Raw genomic sequence first — 21,936 nt, 5'->3', positions numbered from 1 at the left:
CTGTATTTAATGGGAAATTTTCCTACCGGTTGCTTTGGTATTATATTGGTAGCATTTTGGCTTTTTTGGGGTACCATATTTGCAACGCGGTGATTCGCTCACTGATTCGCCGCACGAAACCAAGGGGGGAAATTGATGGCCGAACTATCCGCACAGGCATCACAACCAGCCGCCAACACCCGCAAACGCGCCATGTCCGAAAATCTTTTCGGCTGGATGTTGGTGGCTCCGGCGATGATCTTTATTGCTGTGATTGTTGCCTGGCCATTGGCCGAAACAATCCGCTTGTCCTTTATGGATGCTGGTTTGGGTGGTGAAGAATTCATCGGGCTTGAAAACTATCAAGATCTGGCCGACAGCCGTAAGTTCCACCAAACCGTCATTCGTACCTTCTATTGGATGTTCCTTTCTGTGGGCATCAAACTGATCATGGGTTTGATTGGCGCGACGCTCCTCAATGCCGCCATCCCAGGCCGTGCCTTGTTCCGCGTGCTGGTCATGCCCCCTTGGGTCATCCCGGTTGCGATTGGCTGTATTGGTTGGTTGTGGCTCTACAACGGTTACTTTGGCGTTTTGTCCGGCGTGATGATGAAACTGGGCATCACCGATGGGCCATTTGAATTCCTCGCCTACAAATCCTCCGCTTTCTACTCCGCCGTTGTGACGGACGTCTGGGTCGGCACACCAATGGTGACACTATTCTTCCTTGCCGCGATGCAGGGTGTATCCCGTGACCTTTATGAAGCCGCATGGGTGGACGGCGCTGGTCGTTGGTACCGCTTCCGCCGCATCACCATTCCTCAGATCATGCCGGTGATTGTCTCCATGGCATTGCTGTCCGCGATCTTCACCTTCAACAGCTTCGAAATCATCTGGATTTTGACCGAAGGTGGTCCACGCAGCGCAACCACCACCCTGATCATCGACACCTACAAGGTTGCAATCGGGAACTACAAATTTGGCGAAGGCGCCGCACGGGCCGTGGTTATCGTTGTCCTGCTGGCCGTGTTCTCGCTCATCTACCTGTTCTTCCTGAACAAAATCAACAAACGCTACGGGGCGAAATGATATGATGGATCGCTACACAAAACTGCAGCTGGTCGGTATCTACGCGGCGCTTGCTGTCTTCCTGACCTTCATCCTGCTGCCCTTCTTTGAGATGTTCATGGCGTCCCTGCGTCCTCTGGAGCACTTGTTCCGCAGCCCCTATCAGTTCTGGTCAGACGACTTCAGCTTGCAGGCCTATAAAGACATGTGGGTGACGGTGCCGCTTCTGGGTCGTTACATCTTCAACTCGATCTTCATCGCAACCTCGGTGACCGTCATTACAATGGTTTTTGTGGTGCCAGCGGCCTACGCCTATGCCCGCCTCGACTTCCCGTTCAAAAACATCAGTCTTGGCATCTTTCTCGGTGTGAACATGTTCACCGGCGCTGTTTTGCTAATCCCGCTCTACCGCGTGCTGCGCACCATGGGCCTTTTGAACACCTACTGGGCGATGATCGTGCCCGGCGTGGCCTTCCTGATCCCCACCGGTATCTGGCTGCTGCGCTCCTATCTGGAAAAAATTCCACGCGAACTGGAAGAGGCGGCTTTTGTGGATGGGGCGTCTCGCATGTACACCCTGCGCCGCGTGGTTCTGCCTCTGGCCGTGCCCGGCCTGATCGTGGTCAGCGTCGCCGTGTTTATCGGTGCCTACGCCCAGCAGTTCCTGTTTGCAATTACCTTCAACCAGACCCGCGAGCTGCAGCCGCTGCCTGCTGGTCTATTCGAATTCATCGGCTACCAGTCGGTGACTTGGAACGAAATGATGGCCGCGGCCTTGGTAGGTGTCCTACCGGTCATGCTCATCTTCCTGTTCCTACAAAAATACCTCGTCGCCGGTTTGACGGCAGGCGCGGTGAAAGAATGAGTTTAACCAAGGGAGAGAAGACTATGAAATTTGTGAAACTCACATTGGGCGCAGCCCTGCTGTCCGGGGCCGCAAGCGGCGCACTGGCAGCAGACACCGAACTGCACTTCATCATGTGTGGCGGCGAAGTCCGCGAAGCTGATCAGGCTGTCGTCGATCAGTTCGAAGCAGACCACGAAGGTGTGTCCGTCAACCTCGAAGCCGTGCCATGGGGCACATGCCAGGACAAATCTCTGACACTGGCCGCTGCGGGTGATCCACCCTCCATCGCCTACATGGGCTCGCGCACCTTGCGTCAGCTGGCCAACAACGACCTGATCGTTGCGGCAAACATCGACGCGGCTGCGCCTTACCAGCCAGGTGTTCTGAACACCGTGACCATCGAGGGCACTCAGTGGGGCTACCCACACGCGTTCTCCACCAAGGCGCTCTACATCAACTGTGGTATCGTTGAAGAGTCCGGCCAGGAATGTGTCGCTCCAGCAACTTGGGATGACATGTACGCAATGGCCAAAGGCGTTGTGGACAACACCGAAGTGGCAGGCGTTGGCCTCTCCGGCAAAGACTTCGACAACACCATGCACCAGTTCCTGAACTACCTGTACTCCAACGGTGGTACCGTGATCGACGGTGCATCCGGCAAAAACATGCTGGACAGCAAAGAGACACGCGAAACTCTGGAATTCTACGGCAAGCTCGTAGACGTTGCACAGGACGGCCCAACCGCATGGGAACGCAGCCAGCTGCGTGATCTGTTCAACGATGGCAAGATCGCTATGTATGTCACCGGTCCTTGGGGTTACGGTCAGCACAACGAAGACATCAACCAGATCGTTGCGCCTATTCCTGCTGGTCCTTCCGGTGAAAGCGGTTCCATCCTGATCACTGACTCGATTGTTGTGTTCAAGGGTTCCGGTCACGAAGATCTGGCCCATGATCTGGCACAGCGCATCACTTCTGGTGACAGCCAGTACGACCTGGACAGCAGCTGGGGTCTGACACCGATCCTGGACTACACCAAGCTGGGTAAAGATGATCCGTACTACAACGACGGCATCTGGCCGACCTTCACTGCTTCGATCGCTACAGGTGGCCCAGAGCCACTCGTAGAAGACTTCAAATCACTGCAGTCTGTGTTCACCAACATGGTTCAGGGCATCATCCTGAAAGACGACACAGTCGACAACCTGGTGACCATCGCAGCTGAAGAGCTCGACGACGCCCTCTAAGGGTTCCTCCCTGCTTCGGGCGCGCCAACTTACGCGGCGTGCCCGGAGTGCCTCCACTCACGAAACTTCTCAGACAAATGGACAGACCCATGGCGACGCTCAACCTGAATGCTATCAACAAGTCCTTCGGTTCCGCCAAGGTGTTGCACGACATCAGCCTGGCAATCGAGGACAAAGAATTTGTGGTCTTCGTTGGCCCCTCCGGCTGCGGCAAATCCACCTTGCTGCGCATCATTGCCGGCCTCGAAGAATCCACGTCCGGCTCAATTCATATCGGCGACGAAGACGTCAGCGACGCAGCCCCTGTGGACCGCGGTATCTCGATGGTGTTCCAATCTTACGCGCTCTACCCGCACCTGAGTGTTTATGAAAACATCGCCTTCCCACTCCGCGTGCAGAAGATGCCAAAAGACGAACTCGAAGAACGCGTTCAACGGGCCGCCGGCATTCTTCAACTCACGGAAAAATTGGACCTGAAGCCGGGCCAACTGTCCGGTGGTCAGCGTCAGCGTGTCGCGATCGGCCGCTCAATTGTACGCAATCCAAAGGTCTTCCTGTTTGACGAACCGCTCTCCAACCTCGACGCCGCCTTGCGGGGCGACATGCGTGTGGAACTGAGCCAACTGCACAGCCAGCTTGATGCCACCATGGTGTATGTGACCCACGACCAAGTCGAAGCCATGACCATGGCAGACCGCATTGTCGTTCTGAACGGCGGCAAAGTGGAACAGTTCGGCTCCCCGATGGAGCTGTATCACCACCCCGCCACCAAATTTGTGGCTGGCTTCATTGGTCAACCCAACATGAACTTTGTGCCAGCAACCGTTCTCGAAACCTCCGGTGCGCTGACTGTGGAACTCGACGGTGGACACAAGATGTCCCTGCCAGTGGACACATCAGGTGTGCGCAAAGGCGACACCGTCGAAGTTGGCATCCGTCCCGAGCACGTGACCCTAAGCGATGAGGGTTTGGACATCACCGTCAATGTGCTGGAACGTCTTGGCGGCATTTCCATCACCTATGGCACAATTGGCAACGGCACCCGTTTCTGCGCGTCCCTGTCCGGCGATGCTCCAATTCAGCAAGGCAAGAACATGCGCCTCTCCGTGGCGCCTGAAGATTGTCATGTGTTCCAATCCAACGGTAATGTTTTGCGCCGTAAATCAGCCCCAGCTTTGGTGGCATAAGGATCTTCCATGCGCGTTGTCACAGCAGGCATAGGCCTTCGGGCCGGGCATGTGCTCTCCATTCTTAAGGAGGCCATGCCAGAGGTGGAATTTGTCGGGTTCTATGATCCGCAGCCCACACATTTAGAGATGATTGGCACGGACGTGCCGCATTACGACACAGTCGAGACTATGCTGGCTGAAACAGCGCCGGATCTCTTCTTTGTAGGCTCCCCCAACAGTTTCCACCTTGAGCATATCAAAGTGGGGCTGGCTGCCGGCGTGCGCATCTTTACGGAAAAACCCGTGGTCACCACCAAAGAGGAGACCATGGAACTGGCCGCTCTGTTGGCCGAACATGGCACCAACAGCGTGATGGTCGGCCTCGTGCTGCGCTATTCCCAGCATATGGTCGATCTGCGCCACGTGCTGGATCAACTTGGCCCCATCACTTCCATGGAAGCCAGCGAGCATATCGCGCCTTATCATGGTGCGTTTTTCATGCGCGATTGGCGGCGCATGGTGCATTGGTCCGGTGGCTTCATGCTCGAAAAATGCTGCCACGACATCGACATTTACAACATGGTGACAGGCTCGCGTCCCTCCCAGGTCGCAAGCTTTGGCGGGCGCAAATCATTTGTTCCGGCATTTGCGCCCGCTTCAAACACCGAAAACGAAATCATGCACCGCAAGAAAAGCGTCTGGCAGAGCATTGATGACCCGTTCCATTCGGACGGCGACATCATCGACTACCAAACCGCCATTTTGCAGTACGAAAGCGGTGCCTCCTTGTCTTTTCACACCAACCTGAACGTGCCGGATGAGCATCGTCGGTTCTGTGTGATGGGGGCAATGGGCATGGCAGAGGGTGACTTTGTACGAGGTTACCTGAAAGCCACAGCACGCGATGGCTCTGTGATTGCGGATCATGACTACACCCAGATGGACAGCGCCCGGGCCTCGGCCCACTACGGCGCGGACCACATGATGGTGGATGACATCGTCGCCTTCCTGAAAGGCGAAACTGAGACTCTACCGGTGGGCGTGGTTGACGCACTGGAAGCAGGCCTCGTGGCGATGGCGCTGGACGAAGCGCGCATCGACGGGAAAATGATCAATATGGCCCCGATCTGGGCCGAATTCGACAAGTTTGGATTGCGAGAATGACAATGAACAGCATCGTACCTGGCGCAATGATGGCCAAAGAGAGTGCAGAGGCCATTGACGTCTTTGCCAAAACCGCGACGCAAGACGTCTCGCTGCCAAAACTGGACGCCGTGCATGCAATCTACACCATTGCGCGTGGCTCCTCTGACGCCGCCGCCAACATCCTGTCTTATGAGTTTATGCGCGAACTTGGTGTGCCAGTGACTTCTCTGCCGCCCTCTGTCTTCTCCATCGGCAAAGGTGTGTCCATGGACAACGCGGCTGCGCTCGTGGTGAGTCAATCCGGCGCATCCGAAGACCTCGTGCGCAGCGCCAAAGGCGCTGCCGCGCGTGGCGCCAAAGTCCTCGCACTAACCAACATCCCGGACAGCCCAGTTGAAGCTGCCGCCGACGCAACAATCGCGATTGGCGCAGGTGCCGAAAACGCTGTGCCAGCCACCAAAACCGTGGTTGGCTCTGTAGCCGCTGGCATGGCTCTTTTGGCAGGAATAGACTCTAATTATGATGCCAAAACTTCGGCGGAGGCCTTGTCGTCAGCCCCCTCTGCCCTGCCAGACGCGGATGCACTGCGCGCCGCCTTTCTGCGCGCGCGCCACTTCTTTGTGATTGGCCGTGACACCGGCTTTGGTGCTGCCCATGAAGTGGCCCTGAAGCTCAAAGAATGCTGCGCCCTGCACGCCGAAGCTTACTCTGCGTCTGAGGTTCTGCACGGCCCGCTGCAACTGGCCACCAACCCGCTGATGGTGCTGATCATGGACACCGGCCAAGCCGACATTCAGGACAGTCTTGATCAAGCCGAGGCCCGTTTCACAGCTGTTGGCTGTGACGTGCACCGCCTGCGCGTGACCGACCTGATCGACACCGAGATCAAGCCTGCCGCCGCCGCCGCTTATCTGCTCGCACTGGTCTACCCGGTTATCCTTGAAACCGCGCTGGCAATGGGTTTGAACCCAGATGCGCCGGAAACCCTGTCGAAAGTGACCCAGACAACATGAGCACCAACTTGGATACCTGGGCCACATGGCGCGAAATTCACCAGCAGCCCGCCGTTTGGCGAGCCTGGGGCGAAGCGCTTGACGTAACTGGCCTACGCAGCTGGATTGTAGCGCAGAACGCAGATGAAGTTTGGTTCTGTGGCGCTGGGACCAGTGCCTATATTGGTGACATCATCGCCGCAGCTGTGCCGGGCACCCGCTCTGTGCCCTCAACCGATCTGGTTGCCAATCCGCGCGCCTTTTTGAGCGGAAACCGTCCCCTGGTGGTCAGCTTTGGCCGCTCTGGCAACTCCACCGAAAGCCTCGGCACGTTGGACGCGCTGGATGCGCTGGCGCCAGATGCTTCACGGTTGCACATCACCTGCAACCCGGATGGCGCATTGGCCACCCGCACATCGCCGGGGCCTCTAAAGGTCATTAACCTGCCCGAAGTCACCCATGACGAAGGCTTTGCCATGACCAGCAGCTTTTCGACGATGTTGCTGACGGCATTGGCCTTGTTTGACGAAGCCTGTGACGTACCAGCCCGCTTTAATGCGCTGGCAGATCAGCTCGAAAGCCTATTGCCACAATTTGGCACCCCGCGCCCCGATCGCGCGGTCTATGTGGGCTCCGGTCCGCTGGCTTTTGCTGCCCGCGAAGCCGCACTCAAGGTTATGGAACTCACCGCCGGTCAAACCCCGGCGCTCTGGGACAGCTCCCTTGGATTCCGTCACGGTCCAAAGTCCTTTGTGCGTGACACAACTTCAATCACAGTGTTCAGCAGCCCGCAGACCCCGACAAACGCCTATGATACTGACCTTGTGACCGAACTGCGCGCGCAGTTCCCGGACGCCCGCGTGACCAACATTGGCCCCAAGGGCGACATCGTCATCGACATGCCATTTGGCACCGCTTGGGCGGCACCGCTTTGCATTGCGTCCTCTCAAATCGACGGTGTGCAATGGGCGGCGGACCTTGGCCTGAATGTGGACAACCCTTTCACCGGCCAAGGCACGCTGTCACGCGTTGTTTCAGGCGTCAAACTGCACGGAGTGGACTAATGACCGTTGCGGGGATCGATCTTGGCGGCACCAAATGTGAGGTACGCCTGTTTGATACAGACTGGAACGAGGTGGCCCGCCACCGCGAACCTACGCCCAAATCCTATGAAGGCCTGGTGCAAACAGTGGCCAATCAAGTGGCCTGGGCCGAAGCAGAATCCGGAGAAAAGCTCCCGGTTGGCATTGGCGCAGCTGGTCTGATCAATCCCCAAACCGGCTTGGCGCTGACCGCCAATTTGCCTGCCACCGACAAGCCGTTTCCGGCGGACATCAACGATGCCGCTGGTCGCCCCATCACCTATGTGAACGACTGCCGCGCTCTGGCACTCTCTGAAGCAGTTTTTGGCGCTGGCAAGGGCCAGAACATCGTTATGTCGCTGATCCTCGGCACGGGTATCGGTGGTGGTATTGTGGTGGATCAGTCTCTGTTGCAAGGCCCAACATTAACCGGTGGTGAATTTGGCCACACCTCCGCGCCTGCCCATATTGTGTCCCGTCACAACCTGCCGATCCGGCGCTGTGGTTGTGGGCGCCTGGGCTGCATTGAGACTTATGTCGCAGGCCCCGGCCTCGCGGCTTTGGCCGAAACGCTGACGGGTCAGAAGGTCACGCCGCCGGAGATCGCAGAACGTCGCCATGGTGACATGTCTGAGGTCTGGGATGTGTGGTGCACTTTGGCTGCCGAGATGATTCACAGCCTGACGCTGACCGCTGATCCGGATGTAATTGTGCTGGGCGGGGGCCTCAGCCAAATCGACGGCGTGATCCAGGATCTCTCGGTTGCCGCACAAAAAGCCCAAATTGGGGATTTCTCCACCGCCCGCCTGACATTGGCACAAGGCGGTGACAGCAGCGGTGCCCGCGGTGCCGCCTATGCCGCTTGGCAGGAGGCCAACACATGACACACGCGCTGCGTTCCATCATCCAGAAAAACCGCGCCGGCACACCGGTGGCAATTCCTTCCGTGTGTTCCGCCCATCCCGATGTGCTGCGCGCTTCACTGGTGTTGGCAGAACGACTGGACCGACAAATCGTGATCGAATCCACCTCCAATCAGGTCAACCAGGACGGCGGCTACACCGGCATCACACCGGAAGGCTTCATCCGCTTTGTTTACGACATTGCCGACCGTGCAAACGTGGCTCGTGAGCGCATTATCTTTGGCGGCGACCACCTTGGTCCGCAAGCGTGGCGCTCCATGTTCGCCGACGCTGCTATGGACAAAGCCCGCGTTCTGGTGCGCGACTATGTCAAAGCCGGATTTGGCAAGATTCATCTCGATTGTTCCGAAGGTTGCGCCGGTGAGGCGCCGCAGCTGACCGACGATCAAACCGCCGAACGTTCCGCCGATCTCGCCCGCGTCTGTGCTGAGGAGAGCGACGACCTGCTGTTTGTTGTTGGCACTGAAGTGCCCCCCCCCGGCGGCGCTCGTGCGGATGAGGACGGCGACATTCCCCCGACCAACGCACAAGATGCGGCTGCAACGCTAAAAGCCCATATCGATACATTTGGTGATCTGGCCCCCTCCATTGGCGGCCTTGTGGTGCAGCCGGGTGTCGAATTTGGCCCCACAGACGTGCACCATCTGCCTTTTAGTCGCGATCCTGGCTTCCTTGCCGCCATCGCCGATCACCCAACTGTATGCCTGGAAGCACACTCAACCGACTATCAACGCCCCTACACCTTTGTGCGCCTTGCGGAACTTGGATTTGCCTTTCAGAAGGTGGGCCCAGCGCTGACCTTCGCATATCGACAGGCCGTGTATGCGCTGGATGCGTTGCGCAAGCCCTCGGGTGTGCTGCGCGCAACGATGGAAGAGTTGATGATGAGTGATCCAAAGTATTGGCAAGGGCACTACCACGGCGACACGGACAGCCTGCGTCGCCAACGCCACTTCGGTCTTGCGGATCGCATCCGCTATTACTGGCCGCAACCCAAAGCCCAATCCGCTGTGCAACAGCTCCTGTCAGACACGCCAGATTCCTTGTCTGAAGCCGCAGTACGCGCCGCTTTTGGCACCACCACTCTGGAACGCGCAGAAAAGCTGTCTGGTTCCCACGCGCAGCGCTTGATCGATGCGCAAATCGAACTGGCGCTGGACCCATATTTCTTTGAGGTATCGTCATGACCGATCGTTGGATCGCCCCGGACCGTCTGTTTGACGGTCACAGCATTCAATCTGGTGTCGCGGTGCGCATCAAAGACGGCCAGATTGCGGAAATTGGCCCGGTGCCAGAAAATGCCAGCAAAATATCCGGCCTGCTGACCCCCGGCTATGTTGACCTTCAAGTCAACGGCGGCGGTGGTGTGTTCCTGAACGAAACCCCAACCCGAGGCGGCATCGCAGCCATCGCAGAAGCCCATCGCCGGTTTGGCACCGTAGCGCTTCTGCCCACCGTAATTACCGACAACGCAGACGTACTGGAAAATGTCGCCAATGCCGCCATTGCAGCTCAAGGCCTGCCCGGCGTAGTTGGGCTTCACATCGAAGGCCCGCATATTTCCAAAGAGCGTCGCGGCACCCATGAGGCGAGCTTCGTGCGCCCGTTTGATGACCGCACCATGGCTGTGGTGACTCACCTGCGTGATATCAACATCCCTGTGATGATCACTCTGGCGCCAGAGGTCACGTCACTCAAAACCATCTCCAAACTGGCCGGCACCGGCGCAGTGGTCTCTATAGGGCATACCAACGCCACCGCCGATCAAGTGAATGAGGCCATCGAAGCTGGCGCAACCTGTGCCACTCACCTGTTTAACGCCATGTCGCCAATGACCAGTCGCGAACCGGGCGCGGTCGGCGCGGTGATCAACTCAAATGTCTATTCTGGCATCATCTGCGACGGCCACCACGTGGCCGACAGCATGGTAGGCTTGGCTGTACGTGCCCGCCCTCAGGCAGATCGCATGATCCTTGTGTCAGATTCTATGTCCACCGTGGGTGGGCCGGATCACTTCGATCTGTACGGTCATCGTGTGGTGCTGAAGAACGGCCGCCTGATCAACAAGGAAGGCAGCCTTGCCGGCGCCCATGTCACTCAGGCTGAGGGCGTGCAGCGATTGATCCACAAAGTGGGTCTCTCCGAAGAAACCGCACTTCGTATGGCCATCTCCACTCCCGCTGCCTGTATCGGTCTGCCAGAAGTTGGACAGCTGGCAAACCGCCGCACGGACGACGTGCTCTTGCTCGGCGCAGATCACGCCGTGGAAGCCACTTTGACCGAAGCGCTTGAGGCCCAAAAGATCGAAAATGCCGCGCAATAGTCTCACTTTTGAGGTCTGCATCGACACCGCAGCTGGCTACGCCGCTTGCGCAGATGTTGTGGACCGCATCGAACTGTGCAGCGCTCTGGATGTGGGCGGATTGACCCCATGCCCCGGCCTGATCGCCGCCGCACAGGACAGCGCTGTCCCCTCACATGTCATGATCCGACCTCGTGCCGGGGATTTTTGCTATGACGCAACAGATCAGAAAGCTATGCGGGCTTCGATCGAGGCCGTCAAAAAAGCTGGCTTGGCAGGTGTCGTGATTGGCGCCTCCAAAGGCGATCAGCTGGACATTGTCACCCTGCGTGAGCTGGTTGCCGCAGCCGAAGGACTCGAGGTCACTTTGCATCGAGTCATAGACCTCCTGCCGGAACCACTGTCCGCAATGGAACAGGCCATTGATCTTGGAATACACCGCATCCTGACCTCCGGTGGCGCCCCGCGCGCCGAGGATGGTCAAGCCACTTTGCAAGCCATGCAAGCAGCGGCAAAAGGGCGGATCGAAATCATGGTGGGCAGCGGTGTTTCAGTCTCTAACTTGGCAGAACTGGCGACAAATACCGGCATCACGTCTTTCCACGCCTCCTGCGGCACTGCGATTCCAGTGGCAGAACATCTGCACCACTTTGGCTTTGCCAAAACGCAAAAGGTCACTGACCGAGACACGGTTCTAGCCTTTCGAAAAACGCTGGACACTCTTTCCGCCTGATCAGCTGCGCAAGGCCTCTGCCAGGGCGTGATACGACTGCTTTGGGGTGCGCTCAAACGTGTCAAAATCCACGTGGATCAGGCCAAAACGCTTTTCATAGCCCAGCGCCCATTCGTAATTGTCCATCAGGGACCAAACATAATACCCAGCCAATGGTACCCCTGCGGCAATAGCCTCTTTGGCCGCCGACAGATGGCGGTTGAGATAATCAATCCGGTGTGGGTCTGCCACTACGCCACCCAAAATCTCATCCGGCGCAGACATGCCGTTTTCGGTCACGTAAATTGGCAAGTCACCTGTATATTCCTGCGCCATGCGTTCCAAAAACGCTCGCAGCGCGTCAGGATATATTTCCCAGCCCATTGAAGTTTTGGCCAAATTGCCCACGCTCTGCTGATAACGCGGCCAGGGCGCATTTGCATCATCATGAACCAATGTGCGCGTGTAGTAGTTGAGCCCACTCCAATCCACCGGTGTACTGATCACATCAAAATCATCCTGCCAGCCCATTGGCAAATGCGGCTCTAGCCCCTCTAGGGCCAACTCTGGGTATTCCCCTTTGAAAATCCCGCCCAAGAAAAACCGGTTGTAAATCGCATCATAGCGGGCCGCCGCCGCGACATCTTCCGGCGCATCACTGGCGGGCGTGGCCCATTCAAAGTTACACACCGCGCCGAGGTTGTTCATACCCAAGCCACGCATCCTTTGGATCGCCGTGCCATGTGCCAGCATGATGTGATGCATCGCCCGCGCGGTAGCCCGAATGTCCCGCAATCCTGGTGCATGTGCCCCGACAAAATGGCTCAGCCAACCGACACACCACGGCTCATTGATGGGCGCGACAGACCACACGCGATCTCCGATCCGGCCCATCACCACTTCTGTAAAATCGCCAAACCACTGCGCCACATCGCGATTGCGCCAGCCACCCAGGTCGGCCAGCGCAGAGGGCATCTCCCAGTGATACAGCGTTGCCGCAGGTTTGATCCCGCGCTCCAATAGCCCGTCCACCAAGCGGTCATAGAAATCGAGCCCGGCCTCGTTAACAGCACCCCGCCCCTCCGGCAGCACCCGCGCCCAGCTGGTGGAAAACCGGTAAGCATCCACGCCCAGACCAGCAATCAGATCAAGATCTTCCTGCAGGCGGTTGTAATGATCACAACCCAACGCGCCGTTTTCTGCGCGCACCACATTGCCCGGTGTGGCGGCAAAATCATCCCAATGTGTGCGCCCTGCGCCGCCAAATTGATGTCCTTCAATCTGATAGCTGGACGTGGCCACGCCAAACTGAAATCCAGCGGGAAAATCGGAACGTTTGTGCTGCATCAGTCTCTACTTTTCTTGTTCTAAAGCTTGCCGAAGCGCTGGCGCCTGCCCCGTAGACCGCCCAACTGCCAGAACCGCCTCCAACATCTCTTGATGCACCGGTGCGCCAGGGGTTGCGATCTTGTTGATCAAGGCTTGCGCCACATGACGACCGGCTTGCCGTACTGAAGAGCGCACCGCCGTAAACGCAGGCTCATCTCCATCATTGCTGAAGTAGCTGAGCGCGTCATCATGGATTACGACGGAAACATCTTTGCCCATTTCCAACCCAGCATCGGAAATCGCGCGTCGCACCCCAATGGCTGGAATAATCGAAGACACCACAAAAGCAGTGGGTGGATTATCCTGAGCCAACAAACTGCACGCGATTTCAAACCCAAAGTTCTCGGTCATTTCTTCATGAAACATCAACGCTGGATCAACCTGCATCCCACGTTCTTCTAAAGCCGCGACATATCCTGCACCCCGCCGTGTGGCAAAATCCATGTCCGCCAAACCATTGAGCAGCGCAATCCGGCGATGCCCCAAGTCCAATAGGAACTCAGTCACACGTTGGAACGCACGGGTGTTGTTCACATCCACCCAGCTGTAATCCGCCTCAATCTCGGTAGAGCGGCCATGCACCACAAAGGGCACGCCCAGTTCCCGCAACAGGGCAATCCGGCTGTCGTTCACCTTTGGACCGTGCACGATGATCCCATCTACAGCGCCGCGTGACACCAATTTGCGATAGCTCGCTTCCTCAGAGTCGTCATCCACCACCGACAACAGCAGATCAAAGCCGTTGTCTGAATAGATCTCCCCGGCCCCGGCAATAAAATCCGCAAAAATCGGATTCACCATTTCGTGCTTCTTGGACACCGGCAAAACATGCCCAATGGTCATCGCCTTGCCCGTCGCCAGCGTTTTGGCCCGCGTATTCGGCGCGTAATTGTGCGCCCGTGCGGCTTCCATCACTTTTTGCCGGGTTGATTCGCGCACTTCCGGATATCCGTTGAGCGCACGACTCACTGTTGTCTGGGACAATCCCAGCAAATCCGAAAGGTCTTTTAGGTTCATTGACTTCGTTTTCATTTATCAAAGCGCTTTGATTTATGAGTCGTGCATCTTTGTTGTTTTTGCACGCCCCGCACAGCGCTCCTCCCTTTTTCCCTAATAAAACATATGGATCACGGTGACAAGCAGGCCATTTTCTTGACCGTTGCTTTTTTCAAAGCGCTTTGGTAAATTGGTTTCCAGTTCATGAAACTGGGAGGAACTCTCATGAAACCGACATTTTATGCAGGCGTGGCCGTTCTGGCGCTCACCGCCGGTACCGCCATGGCTGACGGCCATCTAAAATTTGCACCCGGCGAAGGTGCTTTCAGCTGGGATAGCTACAATGCCTGGGCTGAAAACGCCCCAGACCTGTCCGGCCAAACCGTGACTGTGGCAGGCCCATGGTTGCAGCCAGAGGACGAAGTCTTCCGCTCAGTGCTGGCCTATTTCGCCGCCGCCACAGGCGCCGAAGCGATCTACACCGGCTCCGACAGCTTTGAGCAGCAGATTGTGATCGACGCCGAAGCAGGTGCCGCACCCAACATCGCGGTCTTCCCACAGCCGGGTCTCGCCTCTGATCTGGCGGCACGTGGCCTGCTGCACCCGCTGCCAGCTTCGATGAACGCCTGGACCGTGGACAACTACGGCGCGGGCCAGAGTTGGGTTGATCTCGGCACATACGCCGACAAAGCAGGCGCAGATCAGCACTACGGCTTCTTCTATAACGTAAATGTAAAATCCCTCGTCTGGTACGTGCCAGAGAACTTCGAAGATGCTGGCTACGAAGTGCCAGAGTCCATGGAAGACCTGCGCGCCCTGACCGAGCAAATTGTGGCCGACGGCGAAACACCTTGGTGTGTGGGCCTGGGGTCTGGTGCAGCCACCGGTTGGCCAGCCACCGACTGGGTGGAAGACATCATGCTGCGCACCCAGCCAGCTGATGTTTATGATGACTGGACCACCAACAAAATTGCCTTCAACGACGAGCGCGTTGTCGCAGCGATCGAAGAATTTGGTTGGTTTGTAGGTGATGACGCCAAAGTGTCCGGCGGCGCCGGTGCTGTGGCCACCACAGATTTCCGCGACAGCCCAAAAGGCATGTTTAACTCGCCACTGGACTGCTACATGCACCGTCAGGCGTCTTTTGTGCCTGCTTTCTTCCCTGAAGGCATCGAATTTGGCGAAGACGTCGATTTCTTCTACTTCCCATCTTACGACAGCAAAGACCTCGGCAACCCGGTTCTGGGTGGCGGTACGCTGATGGCGATCACCGATCCATCTGATGCCACCTCCGCGCTGATGGAATTCTTCCAACTGCCAGTGGCACACGAAGTCTTCGCGGCACAATCCGGCTTCCTCACACCGCACAAAGGCGTGAACCCAGAAACCTACCTGAACGATGCGCTGCGTGGTCAGGCGGACATTCTGGTGAACGCAACCACCTTCCGCTTTGACGGCTCCGACCTGATGCCAGGCGGTGTGGGCGCGGGCTCTTTCTGGACTGGCATGGTTGACTTCACCAGCGGCAAAGACGCTGCAACAGTCGCCACCGAAATCCAGGACAGCTGGGACGCGCTGAAGTAAGCCACGCGCTTATCAAACTGCTGCCTCGCGCACTTCTGCGCGGGGTGGCCAACCAAAACTCGGGGGGAGAGCGTCATGTCACCAGCACTGCTGGGTCTTGTGACCATCGTCATCGGAGTGGGCGGATGCCTCGGGTATTTCTACTTCTCCAATCTATTTCTGGACAAAGTTCTGTTTCCGGCAAGCGGCCCTAATGCTGGGCGCAATATCAACCGCGCAAATATGATCCGCCCTTGGCTGTTCCTTGCTCCCGCGATCCTCGCCCTTGGCCTTTATCTCGGCTACCCGGTGTTTGAAACGTTGCGCCTGTCCCTAACGGACCGCACCCAAGACGGCGCTTTTGTCGGCTTCGCCAACTACCAACAGATGTTTGCCGAACCCAAATTTTGGGAGGCCATGCGCAACAACATGCTCTGGCTAATTGTGGTCCCTGCCGCGTCCACCGCCTTTGGTCTACTCGCGGCACAGCTCACCGACCGCATCAAATGGGGTGCTTTTGCCAAGTCGCTGATCTTTATGCCCATGGCGATCTCCTTTGTTGGCGCCTCTGTGATTTTCAAACTGGTTTATGACGCCCGCCCCGCAGGCAACGAGCAGATCGGCATCCTCAACGCCGTATGGATGCAATTTGACGGCGGCTTTGGTTCTCTCTTGTTCCTCAAAATGCTCCCAGTTGTGATCCTTGCGGTTTTTGCCGCCCTGGTCGCCTACATTGGCTGGCTGCTGCTCCGCCCCATTGTTACCGGCAGTGATAACATCCTTGTGAAGGCACTTCGGGCCATTTCCGGCCTGATTAGTCTCTGGATTGCCGTGGTTGCACTGCGCAATATCCTCGATGTGATTGGCATGGACTTCCCTTATGGCCAGCCACAATCCTGGCTCACCATGCCATTTTACAACAACTTCTTCCTGATGGTGGTGCTGATCTGGATTCAGACCGGCTTTGCCATGGTGATCCTCTCTGCTGCGCTGCGTGGCATCCCGGAAGAAACCGTTGAAGCGGCCATTGTCGATGGTGCCAACCCGTTCCAGATCTTTTTCAAGATCAAGGTGCCGCAAATCATGCCCACCATTGTTGTGGTCTGGACCACCATCACTCTGGTTGTGCTCAAGGTGTTTGACATCGTCTTTGCGATGACCAACGGCCAATGGGAAACGCAGGTGCTGGCCAACTACATGTACGACAAACTGTTCCGCGCCAATGACTGGGGCGTCGGCTCCGCCAGCGCCATCATCATCATGCTGCTCGTCTCCCCGATCCTGATTTGGAACGTGGTGCAGGCCCGCAAAGAAATGCGCTGAGGAGAGAGATCATGGACAATATCGCAGGACGTAAATCTGGTCTCTCTTGGGCAGTGAACCTCTCCGTTGTGCTGCTTGTGGCACTTTGGCTGTTCCCAACCGTGGGCCTTCTGGTCTCCTCTTTCCGCACCGCTGATCAGATTTCAGCCTCCGGCTGGTGGAAAGCCCTATTCCCGGCTGAGCAAGTGGTGCAGTTGCGCACCGGTGGCGCTGAAGTGGCCATTCAAGAGGGCACACTCTGGGTGGTCGAAGGCAACCTGCTTGAGGACTCAGAGGAAGGCCCGACGCCCGGCACCGAAATCACGCGCTTTGGCGTATCCTCCAAAGCCGTGGACGCCTTTGCTGTCGGCGAAACCGCCAGCTTCACCAAAGACACCAAGACCTTCACCATGGACGCAGCCGGCAACTATCGCTTCACCTCTACCAAAGAGCTGAAGAAGCGCGGCCAGCGCGTGTTCGTCACCGCCACCCTGCCGCCGGATTTCACGCTGGCCAACTATGATCAAGTGCTCATTTCTGGCAACAGCAATGACAGTATGACCAAAGCGTTCCTCAACACGCTGACAGTCACTATTCCAGCCACAATCATCCCAATTGTGATCGCCGCCTTTGCTGCCTATGCGCTCGCATGGATGGAATTTCCCGGCCGTGCCTTGCTGATCGCGGCGATTGTTGGCTTGTTGGTTGTGCCTCTACAACTTGCATTGATCCCGCTACTCAAGCTGCATCTCAACGTGGGCATTGGTAAAGGCTACCTTGGCGTCTGGCTTGCGCACACCGCGTTTGGCCTGCCGTTGGCAATCTATCTCTTGCGCAATTACATGTCCGGCCTACCCCGCGACATCATCGAAAACGCCAAGGTCGACGGCGCCACCGACTTTCAGATCTTCACCAAGATCATCCTGCCGCTGTCTTTCCCGGCGCTGGCCTCCTTTGCCATCTTCCAGTTCCTCTGGACCTGGAACGACCTTCTGGTCGCCAAAGTGTTCCTGATCGACAGCACCGGCAACACCACGGTGATGACCAACCAGATTGTCGAACTTCTGGGCACCCGCGGCGGCAACTGGGAAATCCTCGCCACGGCGGCTTTTGTTTCAATTTCGGTACCACTGCTCGTGTTCTTTGCGATGCAACGCTACTTGGTGCGCGGCCTTCTGGCCGGCTCCGTCAAGTAAAACAGACACTAACTTGGCCCAATGGCCACTTCTTTGGACGATCACATGACTTATCAGGACCCGACCATGACCCAAGATTCCGCGCTTATCACAGACCCCGATTGGTGGCGTGGTGCGGTGATCTATCAGATCTACCCGCGCTCCTACCAAGACAGCACCGGCGACGGCATCGGTGACCTCGCTGGCATCATCCAGCGTCTACCCCATGTGGCCTCGCTTGGCGTGGACGCCATCTGGCTGTCCCCGTTTTTCACCTCGCCCATGTTGGACTTCGGGTATGACGTGTCAGACTACCGCGATGTTGATCCAATGTTTGGCACACTCTCTGACTTTGACGAGCTGATTGCCAAAGCACATGAGCTGGGCATCAAGATCATCATCGACCTTGTGCTGTCCCACACTTCGGATCAGCACCCGTGGTTTATCGAAAGCCGCGCAGATCGCACCAACGACAAAGCCGATTGGTTTGTCTGGGCGGATCCAAAGCTGGACGGCACGCCGCCCAACAACTGGCTCTCGATCTTTGGTGGTCCAGCCTGGCAGTGGGACACCTCGCGCCAGCAGTATTTCCTGCACAACTTTCTGGCCGAACAGCCGGATTTGAACTTCCACAACGCCGAAGTCCGCCAGGAACTGCTTGATGTGGCTCGGTTCTGGCTCGATCGTGGTGTCGATGGCTTCCGTCTAGACACCGTGAATTTCTACTACTGCGACGCGCAATTGCGCGACAATCCGGCCCTGCCGCTGGAGGAGCGCAACGACAACATCGCGCCCGCCGTGAACCCATACAACCATCAGGAACATCTTTACGATAAGAACCAGCCGGAGAACCTTGGCTTCCTGCAAGACCTGCGCAGCTTGCTCAATGAATATGACGCCATCACCACCGTGGGTGAAGTTGGCGACAGCCAGCGCGGCAGCGAAATTCAGGCCACCTACACCGGCGGCGGCGACAAGCTGCATATGGCCTATGATTTTGCCCTGTTGTGTCAGGCACATCCCACCGGCACCCGCGTGGCTGAGATCATGCAAACCGCCGAGAGCTTTGGCAGCGACAGCTGGGGCTGCTGGGCTTATTCCAATCACGACGTGGAGCGCCACAGTTCCCGCTGGAACCTGTCCGACGCCGCCCAGCGCACCTATGCGGCTTTGCTGATGTCCCTGCGTGGCTCTGTCTGTATCTATCAAGGCGAAGAGCTTGGCCTATCCGAAGCCGACGTGGCATTTGAAGACTTGCAGGACCCCTACGGCATCCGCTTCTGGCCAAAGTTCAAGGGCCGCGATGGGTGTCGCACACCCATGGTGTGGAAGTCCGACAACCAAAACGGCGGCTTTTCCGAGGGCACGCCCTGGTTGCCCGTGAGCGCGGATCATCTGTCCAAATCGGTCCAGGCGCAAGAAAACACGCCGGGCTCCATGCTGACCTTCTACCGCCGCCTGATCGCTTTCCGCAAAGAGCAACTGCCGCTGCTAAAAGGCATCTTTGAGTTGCTTCACGCTGATGACACCCACATCCGGTTTGTGCGCGAACACAACGGCCAAAGCATCCTTTGCGCTTTCAACCTCTCAGAAGAAGAGCAAAGCTTCGACCTGCCAGCCGGTGCTTGGACCATGGATTCCAAAGCCCCCTTCACCATCAGCCGCGACGGCGCCAAAGTGACCCTGCCCGCCTGGCAGGCCGCCTTTGCCGTGACACTAGGCTCTAACACAGGAGACTCCTCCGATGGCTGATCTCATACTCAAAGACATTGCCAAATCTTATGGCCCAGTGAATGTCCTCGCCAACATCGATCTGGAAATTGAAAAGGGCGAACTGGTGGTCTTTGTTGGTCCCTCTGGCTGTGGCAAATCCACTCTGTTGCGCATGATTGCTGGTCTGGAACACATCACTTCCGGCACGCTCGAAATTGACGGCACCGTGGTCAACGACGTGCCGCCAAGTGAGCGTGGCATTGCCATGGTGTTTCAATCCTACGCGCTTTACCCGCACCTGACCGTGCGCGAAAACATGTCTTTTGCGCTTAAAATCGCCAAGATGAGCTCCGAGGAGATCAACGCGCGCGTCGACAAAGCCGCCAAAACACTTCAGTTGCACAACCTGCTGGATCGCCTGCCCAAGGAGCTTTCCGGGGGGCAACGCCAGCGTGTTGCCATTGGCCGTTCCATTGTGCGCGACCCTAAGGTTTACTTGTTTGACGAGCCGCTCTCAAACCTCGACGCCGCCCTACGTGTGGCCACCCGCATCGAGATTGCCCAACTCAAAGACTCTATGCCCGACAGTACCATGGTCTACGTGACCCACGATCAGGTTGAGGCGATGACGCTCGCAACCCGCATCGTGGTGCTGGCCGGTGGTGGCATTGCCCAAGTTGGCACACCGCTGGATCTCTATGAACGCCCCGAAAATGAATTTGTTGCCCAATTCATCGGCTCCCCAGCCATGAACCTCCTCCCCGGCAAGATCACTGGCACCGGCGATATCACTACTATTGCATTGGATGCTGGGGGCACGGCCACCTCCACCGTGCCTTCCTTGCCGGAGGACATGGGGCGACAAGTCAACATTGGTGTGCGTCCAGAAGATCTCATCATCACCGAAGATGACGCGCTCTACACCGGCACTGTGAACATCACCGAAGCCTTGGGCGAAGTGACCCTACTTTACTTCGAAGCACAAAATGGTGCGGAACCGGTGATCGGGAAATTGCAAGGCATCCACCGAGACTTAAAAGGTAAACAAGTGTCCCTGACCGCCGATCCGGCCAAAGTGCACCTCTTTGCTGACACACAGTCACTTCTGTACCGAGATCGCACGATCAAACGCATCGAGAAGAATGCACACTAATGGCTGATCACACGTAATACGGGAAATTGGTGGTGTTCCGGCAAACATCTGGCGTGAAAAGGATTTTCACGGCAATCTTTGATCATGGTGCACGACAAGACCGAATCACATGGCTCAAATCTGACCCCCAAAGGGGCGCCAGAAAGCTTTTTTACAAAAATTCGATGGCAATTTGCATCATACCGGCAGAATTCCGGCCAAACCCTCCATTCGTTAAGCGATGGTTTAGACTTTCCTAATACCGCCTTTAGGAGGTGATAGAACGTCTCGGATGCCCATGATTGCTAGGATCACTCTCTGCTTTGCCGCTTGTCTGGCTTGGATCAACGCTTCTTTCGCGTTGGCAGAGACTCTGAATCTGGGCACGCTAAACGAAGGTATCCGCGGCCAAATGCGGGTGTTTCAACCTCTTCTGACATACTTGGAAACCGATCTGGAAGACGCTGGCATAACCGAAGTGCGCCTTGTTGTTCACCCCAGCGCCGAACTTATGGCGGCAGCCATTGCCCGCAAAGAAGTGGACATCTTTATCGACAGCCCGCTCGTTGTGGCCAAAGTGGCGCAACTTTCCGGCGGCACGCCTTTCTTGCGCAATTGGAAAGGCGGCCATGCCGGCTACTATTCAGTAATTTTTACACATGTGAACAGCGGCATCACCGCGCTAGAAGAGCTTCGCGGAAAGCGCATTGCCTTGGAAGACCGCGATTCATCTTCTGGGTTCATCGTGCCAGCCCATATCCTTCTTCAAAGTGGACTGCGATTAAAGAAACTGCGCGCTCCAGGAGCAGCCCACTCGGGAGAAGAAGTTGGCTACTTTCTGACCTACAATGACAAAAACACCATGTTTGCTGTGGCGTCCGGACGTGCCGACGCGGGCGCAACAAACCAAATGAACTATCTTGACCTCATGGAGGCCAGACCGAATGACTTCCGGTTATTGGCCATTTCTGAGCAATTTCCACGCAGTGTTCTCATGCACCGCCCAGGCATGTCGAAGGCACAGCTAAACTCACTACGCCAAAGTCTAACGTCCATGTCCTCTCACCAAAAAGGCCGCGACGTTCTCAATACCTTTCAAAACAGTTCAGGATTTGATGAATTTGCTGCGGGATCCAAATACACTTTTGCGCCTATATTTGAGATTCTACAGGATCTCGAAGACGCGGGGATAAAATAGC

At 56.9% G+C, this 21,936-nt stretch carries 19 protein-coding genes; 17 read left to right on the top strand and 2 right to left on the bottom strand.

All coding sequences use genetic code 11. From position 1 onward, the window contains the following. Window positions 1-135 precede the first annotated feature (135 nt). The 11 genes from QOL67_RS03390 (at window position 136) to QOL67_RS03340 (ending at window position 11,488) form a co-directional block, all read left to right on the top strand. Window positions 136-1,068, top strand: a complete 933-nt coding sequence (locus tag QOL67_RS03390; RefSeq protein WP_283424530.1) for a carbohydrate ABC transporter permease — start codon at window positions 136-138, stop codon at window positions 1,066-1,068. A 1-nt stretch (window position 1,069) separates the two neighbouring features. After that, window positions 1,070-1,912: a carbohydrate ABC transporter permease gene (locus tag QOL67_RS03385; RefSeq protein WP_283424529.1), complete on the top strand. Its 843-nt coding sequence runs from the start codon at window positions 1,070-1,072 to the stop codon at window positions 1,910-1,912. Between the two features lie 23 nt (window positions 1,913-1,935). Then, window positions 1,936-3,141, top strand: a complete 1,206-nt coding sequence (locus QOL67_RS03380; protein ID WP_283424528.1) for an ABC transporter substrate-binding protein — start codon at window positions 1,936-1,938, stop codon at window positions 3,139-3,141. Between the two features lie 89 nt (window positions 3,142-3,230). Further along, window positions 3,231-4,328 carry an ABC transporter ATP-binding protein gene (locus QOL67_RS03375; RefSeq protein ID WP_283424527.1) on the top strand — a complete coding sequence of 366 codons (1,098 nt, stop codon included), beginning with the start codon at window positions 3,231-3,233 and terminating at the stop codon, window positions 4,326-4,328. Between the two features lie 9 nt (window positions 4,329-4,337). After that, complete coding sequence (locus tag QOL67_RS03370; protein ID WP_283424526.1) at window positions 4,338-5,474, top strand: Gfo/Idh/MocA family protein; 1,137 nt, start codon at window positions 4,338-4,340, stop codon at window positions 5,472-5,474. Beyond that, window positions 5,471-6,469, top strand: coding sequence for an SIS domain-containing protein (locus QOL67_RS03365; RefSeq protein ID WP_283424525.1), 999 nt, complete (start codon window positions 5,471-5,473; stop codon window positions 6,467-6,469). The genes QOL67_RS03370 and QOL67_RS03365 overlap by 4 nt, the downstream gene beginning before the upstream one ends. Beyond that, window positions 6,466-7,512, top strand: coding sequence for an SIS domain-containing protein (locus QOL67_RS03360; RefSeq protein ID WP_283424524.1), 1,047 nt, complete (start codon window positions 6,466-6,468; stop codon window positions 7,510-7,512). The genes QOL67_RS03365 and QOL67_RS03360 overlap by 4 nt, the downstream gene beginning before the upstream one ends. Further along, the gene (locus QOL67_RS03355; RefSeq protein WP_283424523.1) at window positions 7,512-8,414 is read left to right on the top strand and encodes an ROK family protein; all 903 of its coding nucleotides are present in this window, start codon (window positions 7,512-7,514) and stop codon (window positions 8,412-8,414) included. Before QOL67_RS03360 ends, QOL67_RS03355 begins: the two co-directional genes overlap by 1 nt. Beyond that, entirely contained in the window at window positions 8,411-9,640 is a 1,230-nt protein-coding gene (locus QOL67_RS03350; RefSeq protein ID WP_283424522.1) for a class II D-tagatose-bisphosphate aldolase non-catalytic subunit, read from the top strand. Before QOL67_RS03355 ends, QOL67_RS03350 begins: the two co-directional genes overlap by 4 nt. Next, a complete protein-coding gene (gene nagA, locus QOL67_RS03345; protein ID WP_283424521.1) occupies window positions 9,637-10,776 on the top strand; it encodes an N-acetylglucosamine-6-phosphate deacetylase in 1,140 nt (379 codons plus the stop codon). Before QOL67_RS03350 ends, nagA begins: the two co-directional genes overlap by 4 nt. Further along, window positions 10,763-11,488 (top strand): copper homeostasis protein CutC, encoded by a 726-nt coding sequence (locus tag QOL67_RS03340; protein ID WP_283424520.1) that lies wholly within the window; start codon window positions 10,763-10,765, stop codon window positions 11,486-11,488. The genes nagA and QOL67_RS03340 overlap by 14 nt, the downstream gene beginning before the upstream one ends. Here QOL67_RS03340 and QOL67_RS03335 read toward each other — a convergent pair whose 3' ends face one another. Both QOL67_RS03335 and QOL67_RS03330 read right to left on the bottom strand, forming a co-directional pair. Next, window positions 11,489-12,814, bottom strand: a complete 1,326-nt coding sequence (locus QOL67_RS03335) for a GH1 family beta-glucosidase (protein ID WP_283424519.1) — start codon at window positions 12,812-12,814, stop codon at window positions 11,489-11,491. It abuts the gene before it with no gap. Between the two features lie 6 nt (window positions 12,815-12,820). Beyond that, entirely contained in the window at window positions 12,821-13,873 is a 1,053-nt protein-coding gene (locus tag QOL67_RS03330; protein ID WP_283424767.1) for a substrate-binding domain-containing protein, read from the bottom strand. Between the two features lie 204 nt (window positions 13,874-14,077). On the opposite strand from QOL67_RS03330, the gene QOL67_RS03325 reads away from it, so the two are divergent. From QOL67_RS03325 to QOL67_RS03300, 6 genes are all read left to right on the top strand, one after another. After that, complete coding sequence (locus QOL67_RS03325) at window positions 14,078-15,436, top strand: ABC transporter substrate-binding protein (RefSeq protein ID WP_283424518.1); 1,359 nt, start codon at window positions 14,078-14,080, stop codon at window positions 15,434-15,436. Window positions 15,437-15,511: 75 nt separating this feature from the next. Next, on the top strand, window positions 15,512-16,738 hold the full coding sequence (locus tag QOL67_RS03320; RefSeq protein ID WP_283424517.1) for a carbohydrate ABC transporter permease: 1,227 nt from the start codon (window positions 15,512-15,514) through the stop codon (window positions 16,736-16,738). Window positions 16,739-16,749: 11 nt separating this feature from the next. Beyond that, on the top strand, window positions 16,750-17,913 hold the full coding sequence (locus QOL67_RS03315) for a carbohydrate ABC transporter permease (protein WP_283424516.1): 1,164 nt from the start codon (window positions 16,750-16,752) through the stop codon (window positions 17,911-17,913). A 66-nt stretch (window positions 17,914-17,979) separates the two neighbouring features. Then, window positions 17,980-19,644: an alpha-glucosidase family protein gene (locus QOL67_RS03310; protein ID WP_283424515.1), complete on the top strand. Its 1,665-nt coding sequence runs from the start codon at window positions 17,980-17,982 to the stop codon at window positions 19,642-19,644. Then, window positions 19,637-20,758, top strand: coding sequence for an ABC transporter ATP-binding protein (locus QOL67_RS03305; RefSeq protein WP_283424514.1), 1,122 nt, complete (start codon window positions 19,637-19,639; stop codon window positions 20,756-20,758). The genes QOL67_RS03310 and QOL67_RS03305 overlap by 8 nt, the downstream gene beginning before the upstream one ends. A 271-nt stretch (window positions 20,759-21,029) precedes the next feature. Beyond that, window positions 21,030-21,935 carry a phosphate/phosphite/phosphonate ABC transporter substrate-binding protein gene (locus tag QOL67_RS03300; RefSeq protein WP_283424513.1) on the top strand — a complete coding sequence of 302 codons (906 nt, stop codon included), beginning with the start codon at window positions 21,030-21,032 and terminating at the stop codon, window positions 21,933-21,935. Window position 21,936 lies beyond the last annotated feature (1 nt).

Origin of the sequence: Shimia sagamensis (genome assembly GCF_900182745.1) — a bacterium.
Taxonomy (GTDB): domain Bacteria; phylum Pseudomonadota; class Alphaproteobacteria; order Rhodobacterales; family Rhodobacteraceae; genus Shimia; species Shimia sagamensis.
The sequence above is the reverse complement of the archived record's forward strand: the minus strand, read 5'-3'. Positions and strand labels throughout refer to the sequence as shown.

Excerpts from the sequence above, each read along its gene's own strand:
- QOL67_RS03330 (WP_283424767.1), bottom strand. The coding sequence starts at position 13,873 with ATGAACCTAAAAGACCTTTCGGATTTGCTGGGATTGTCCCAGACAACA.
- QOL67_RS03365 (WP_283424525.1), top strand. The coding sequence starts at position 5,471 with ATGACAATGAACAGCATCGTACCTGGCGCAATGATGGCCAAAGAGAGT.
- QOL67_RS03335 (WP_283424519.1), bottom strand. The coding sequence starts at position 12,814 with ATGCAGCACAAACGTTCCGATTTTCCCGCTGGATTTCAGTTTGGCGTG.
- QOL67_RS03375 (WP_283424527.1), top strand. The coding sequence starts at position 3,231 with ATGGCGACGCTCAACCTGAATGCTATCAACAAGTCCTTCGGTTCCGCC.
- QOL67_RS03300 (WP_283424513.1), top strand. The coding sequence starts at position 21,030 with ATGCCCATGATTGCTAGGATCACTCTCTGCTTTGCCGCTTGTCTGGCT.
- QOL67_RS03390 (WP_283424530.1), top strand. The coding sequence starts at position 136 with ATGGCCGAACTATCCGCACAGGCATCACAACCAGCCGCCAACACCCGC.
- QOL67_RS03315 (WP_283424516.1), top strand. The coding sequence starts at position 16,750 with ATGGACAATATCGCAGGACGTAAATCTGGTCTCTCTTGGGCAGTGAAC.
- QOL67_RS03325 (WP_283424518.1), top strand. The coding sequence starts at position 14,078 with ATGAAACCGACATTTTATGCAGGCGTGGCCGTTCTGGCGCTCACCGCC.
- QOL67_RS03340 (WP_283424520.1), top strand. The coding sequence starts at position 10,763 with ATGCCGCGCAATAGTCTCACTTTTGAGGTCTGCATCGACACCGCAGCT.
- QOL67_RS03355 (WP_283424523.1), top strand. The coding sequence starts at position 7,512 with ATGACCGTTGCGGGGATCGATCTTGGCGGCACCAAATGTGAGGTACGC.
- QOL67_RS03320 (WP_283424517.1), top strand. The coding sequence starts at position 15,512 with ATGTCACCAGCACTGCTGGGTCTTGTGACCATCGTCATCGGAGTGGGC.
- QOL67_RS03370 (WP_283424526.1), top strand. The coding sequence starts at position 4,338 with ATGCGCGTTGTCACAGCAGGCATAGGCCTTCGGGCCGGGCATGTGCTC.
- QOL67_RS03310 (WP_283424515.1), top strand. The coding sequence starts at position 17,980 with ATGACCCAAGATTCCGCGCTTATCACAGACCCCGATTGGTGGCGTGGT.
- QOL67_RS03360 (WP_283424524.1), top strand. The coding sequence starts at position 6,466 with ATGAGCACCAACTTGGATACCTGGGCCACATGGCGCGAAATTCACCAG.
- QOL67_RS03380 (WP_283424528.1), top strand. The coding sequence starts at position 1,936 with ATGAAATTTGTGAAACTCACATTGGGCGCAGCCCTGCTGTCCGGGGCC.
- QOL67_RS03385 (WP_283424529.1), top strand. The coding sequence starts at position 1,070 with ATGATGGATCGCTACACAAAACTGCAGCTGGTCGGTATCTACGCGGCG.
- QOL67_RS03350 (WP_283424522.1), top strand. The coding sequence starts at position 8,411 with ATGACACACGCGCTGCGTTCCATCATCCAGAAAAACCGCGCCGGCACA.
- QOL67_RS03305 (WP_283424514.1), top strand. The coding sequence starts at position 19,637 with ATGGCTGATCTCATACTCAAAGACATTGCCAAATCTTATGGCCCAGTG.
- nagA (WP_283424521.1), top strand. The coding sequence starts at position 9,637 with ATGACCGATCGTTGGATCGCCCCGGACCGTCTGTTTGACGGTCACAGC.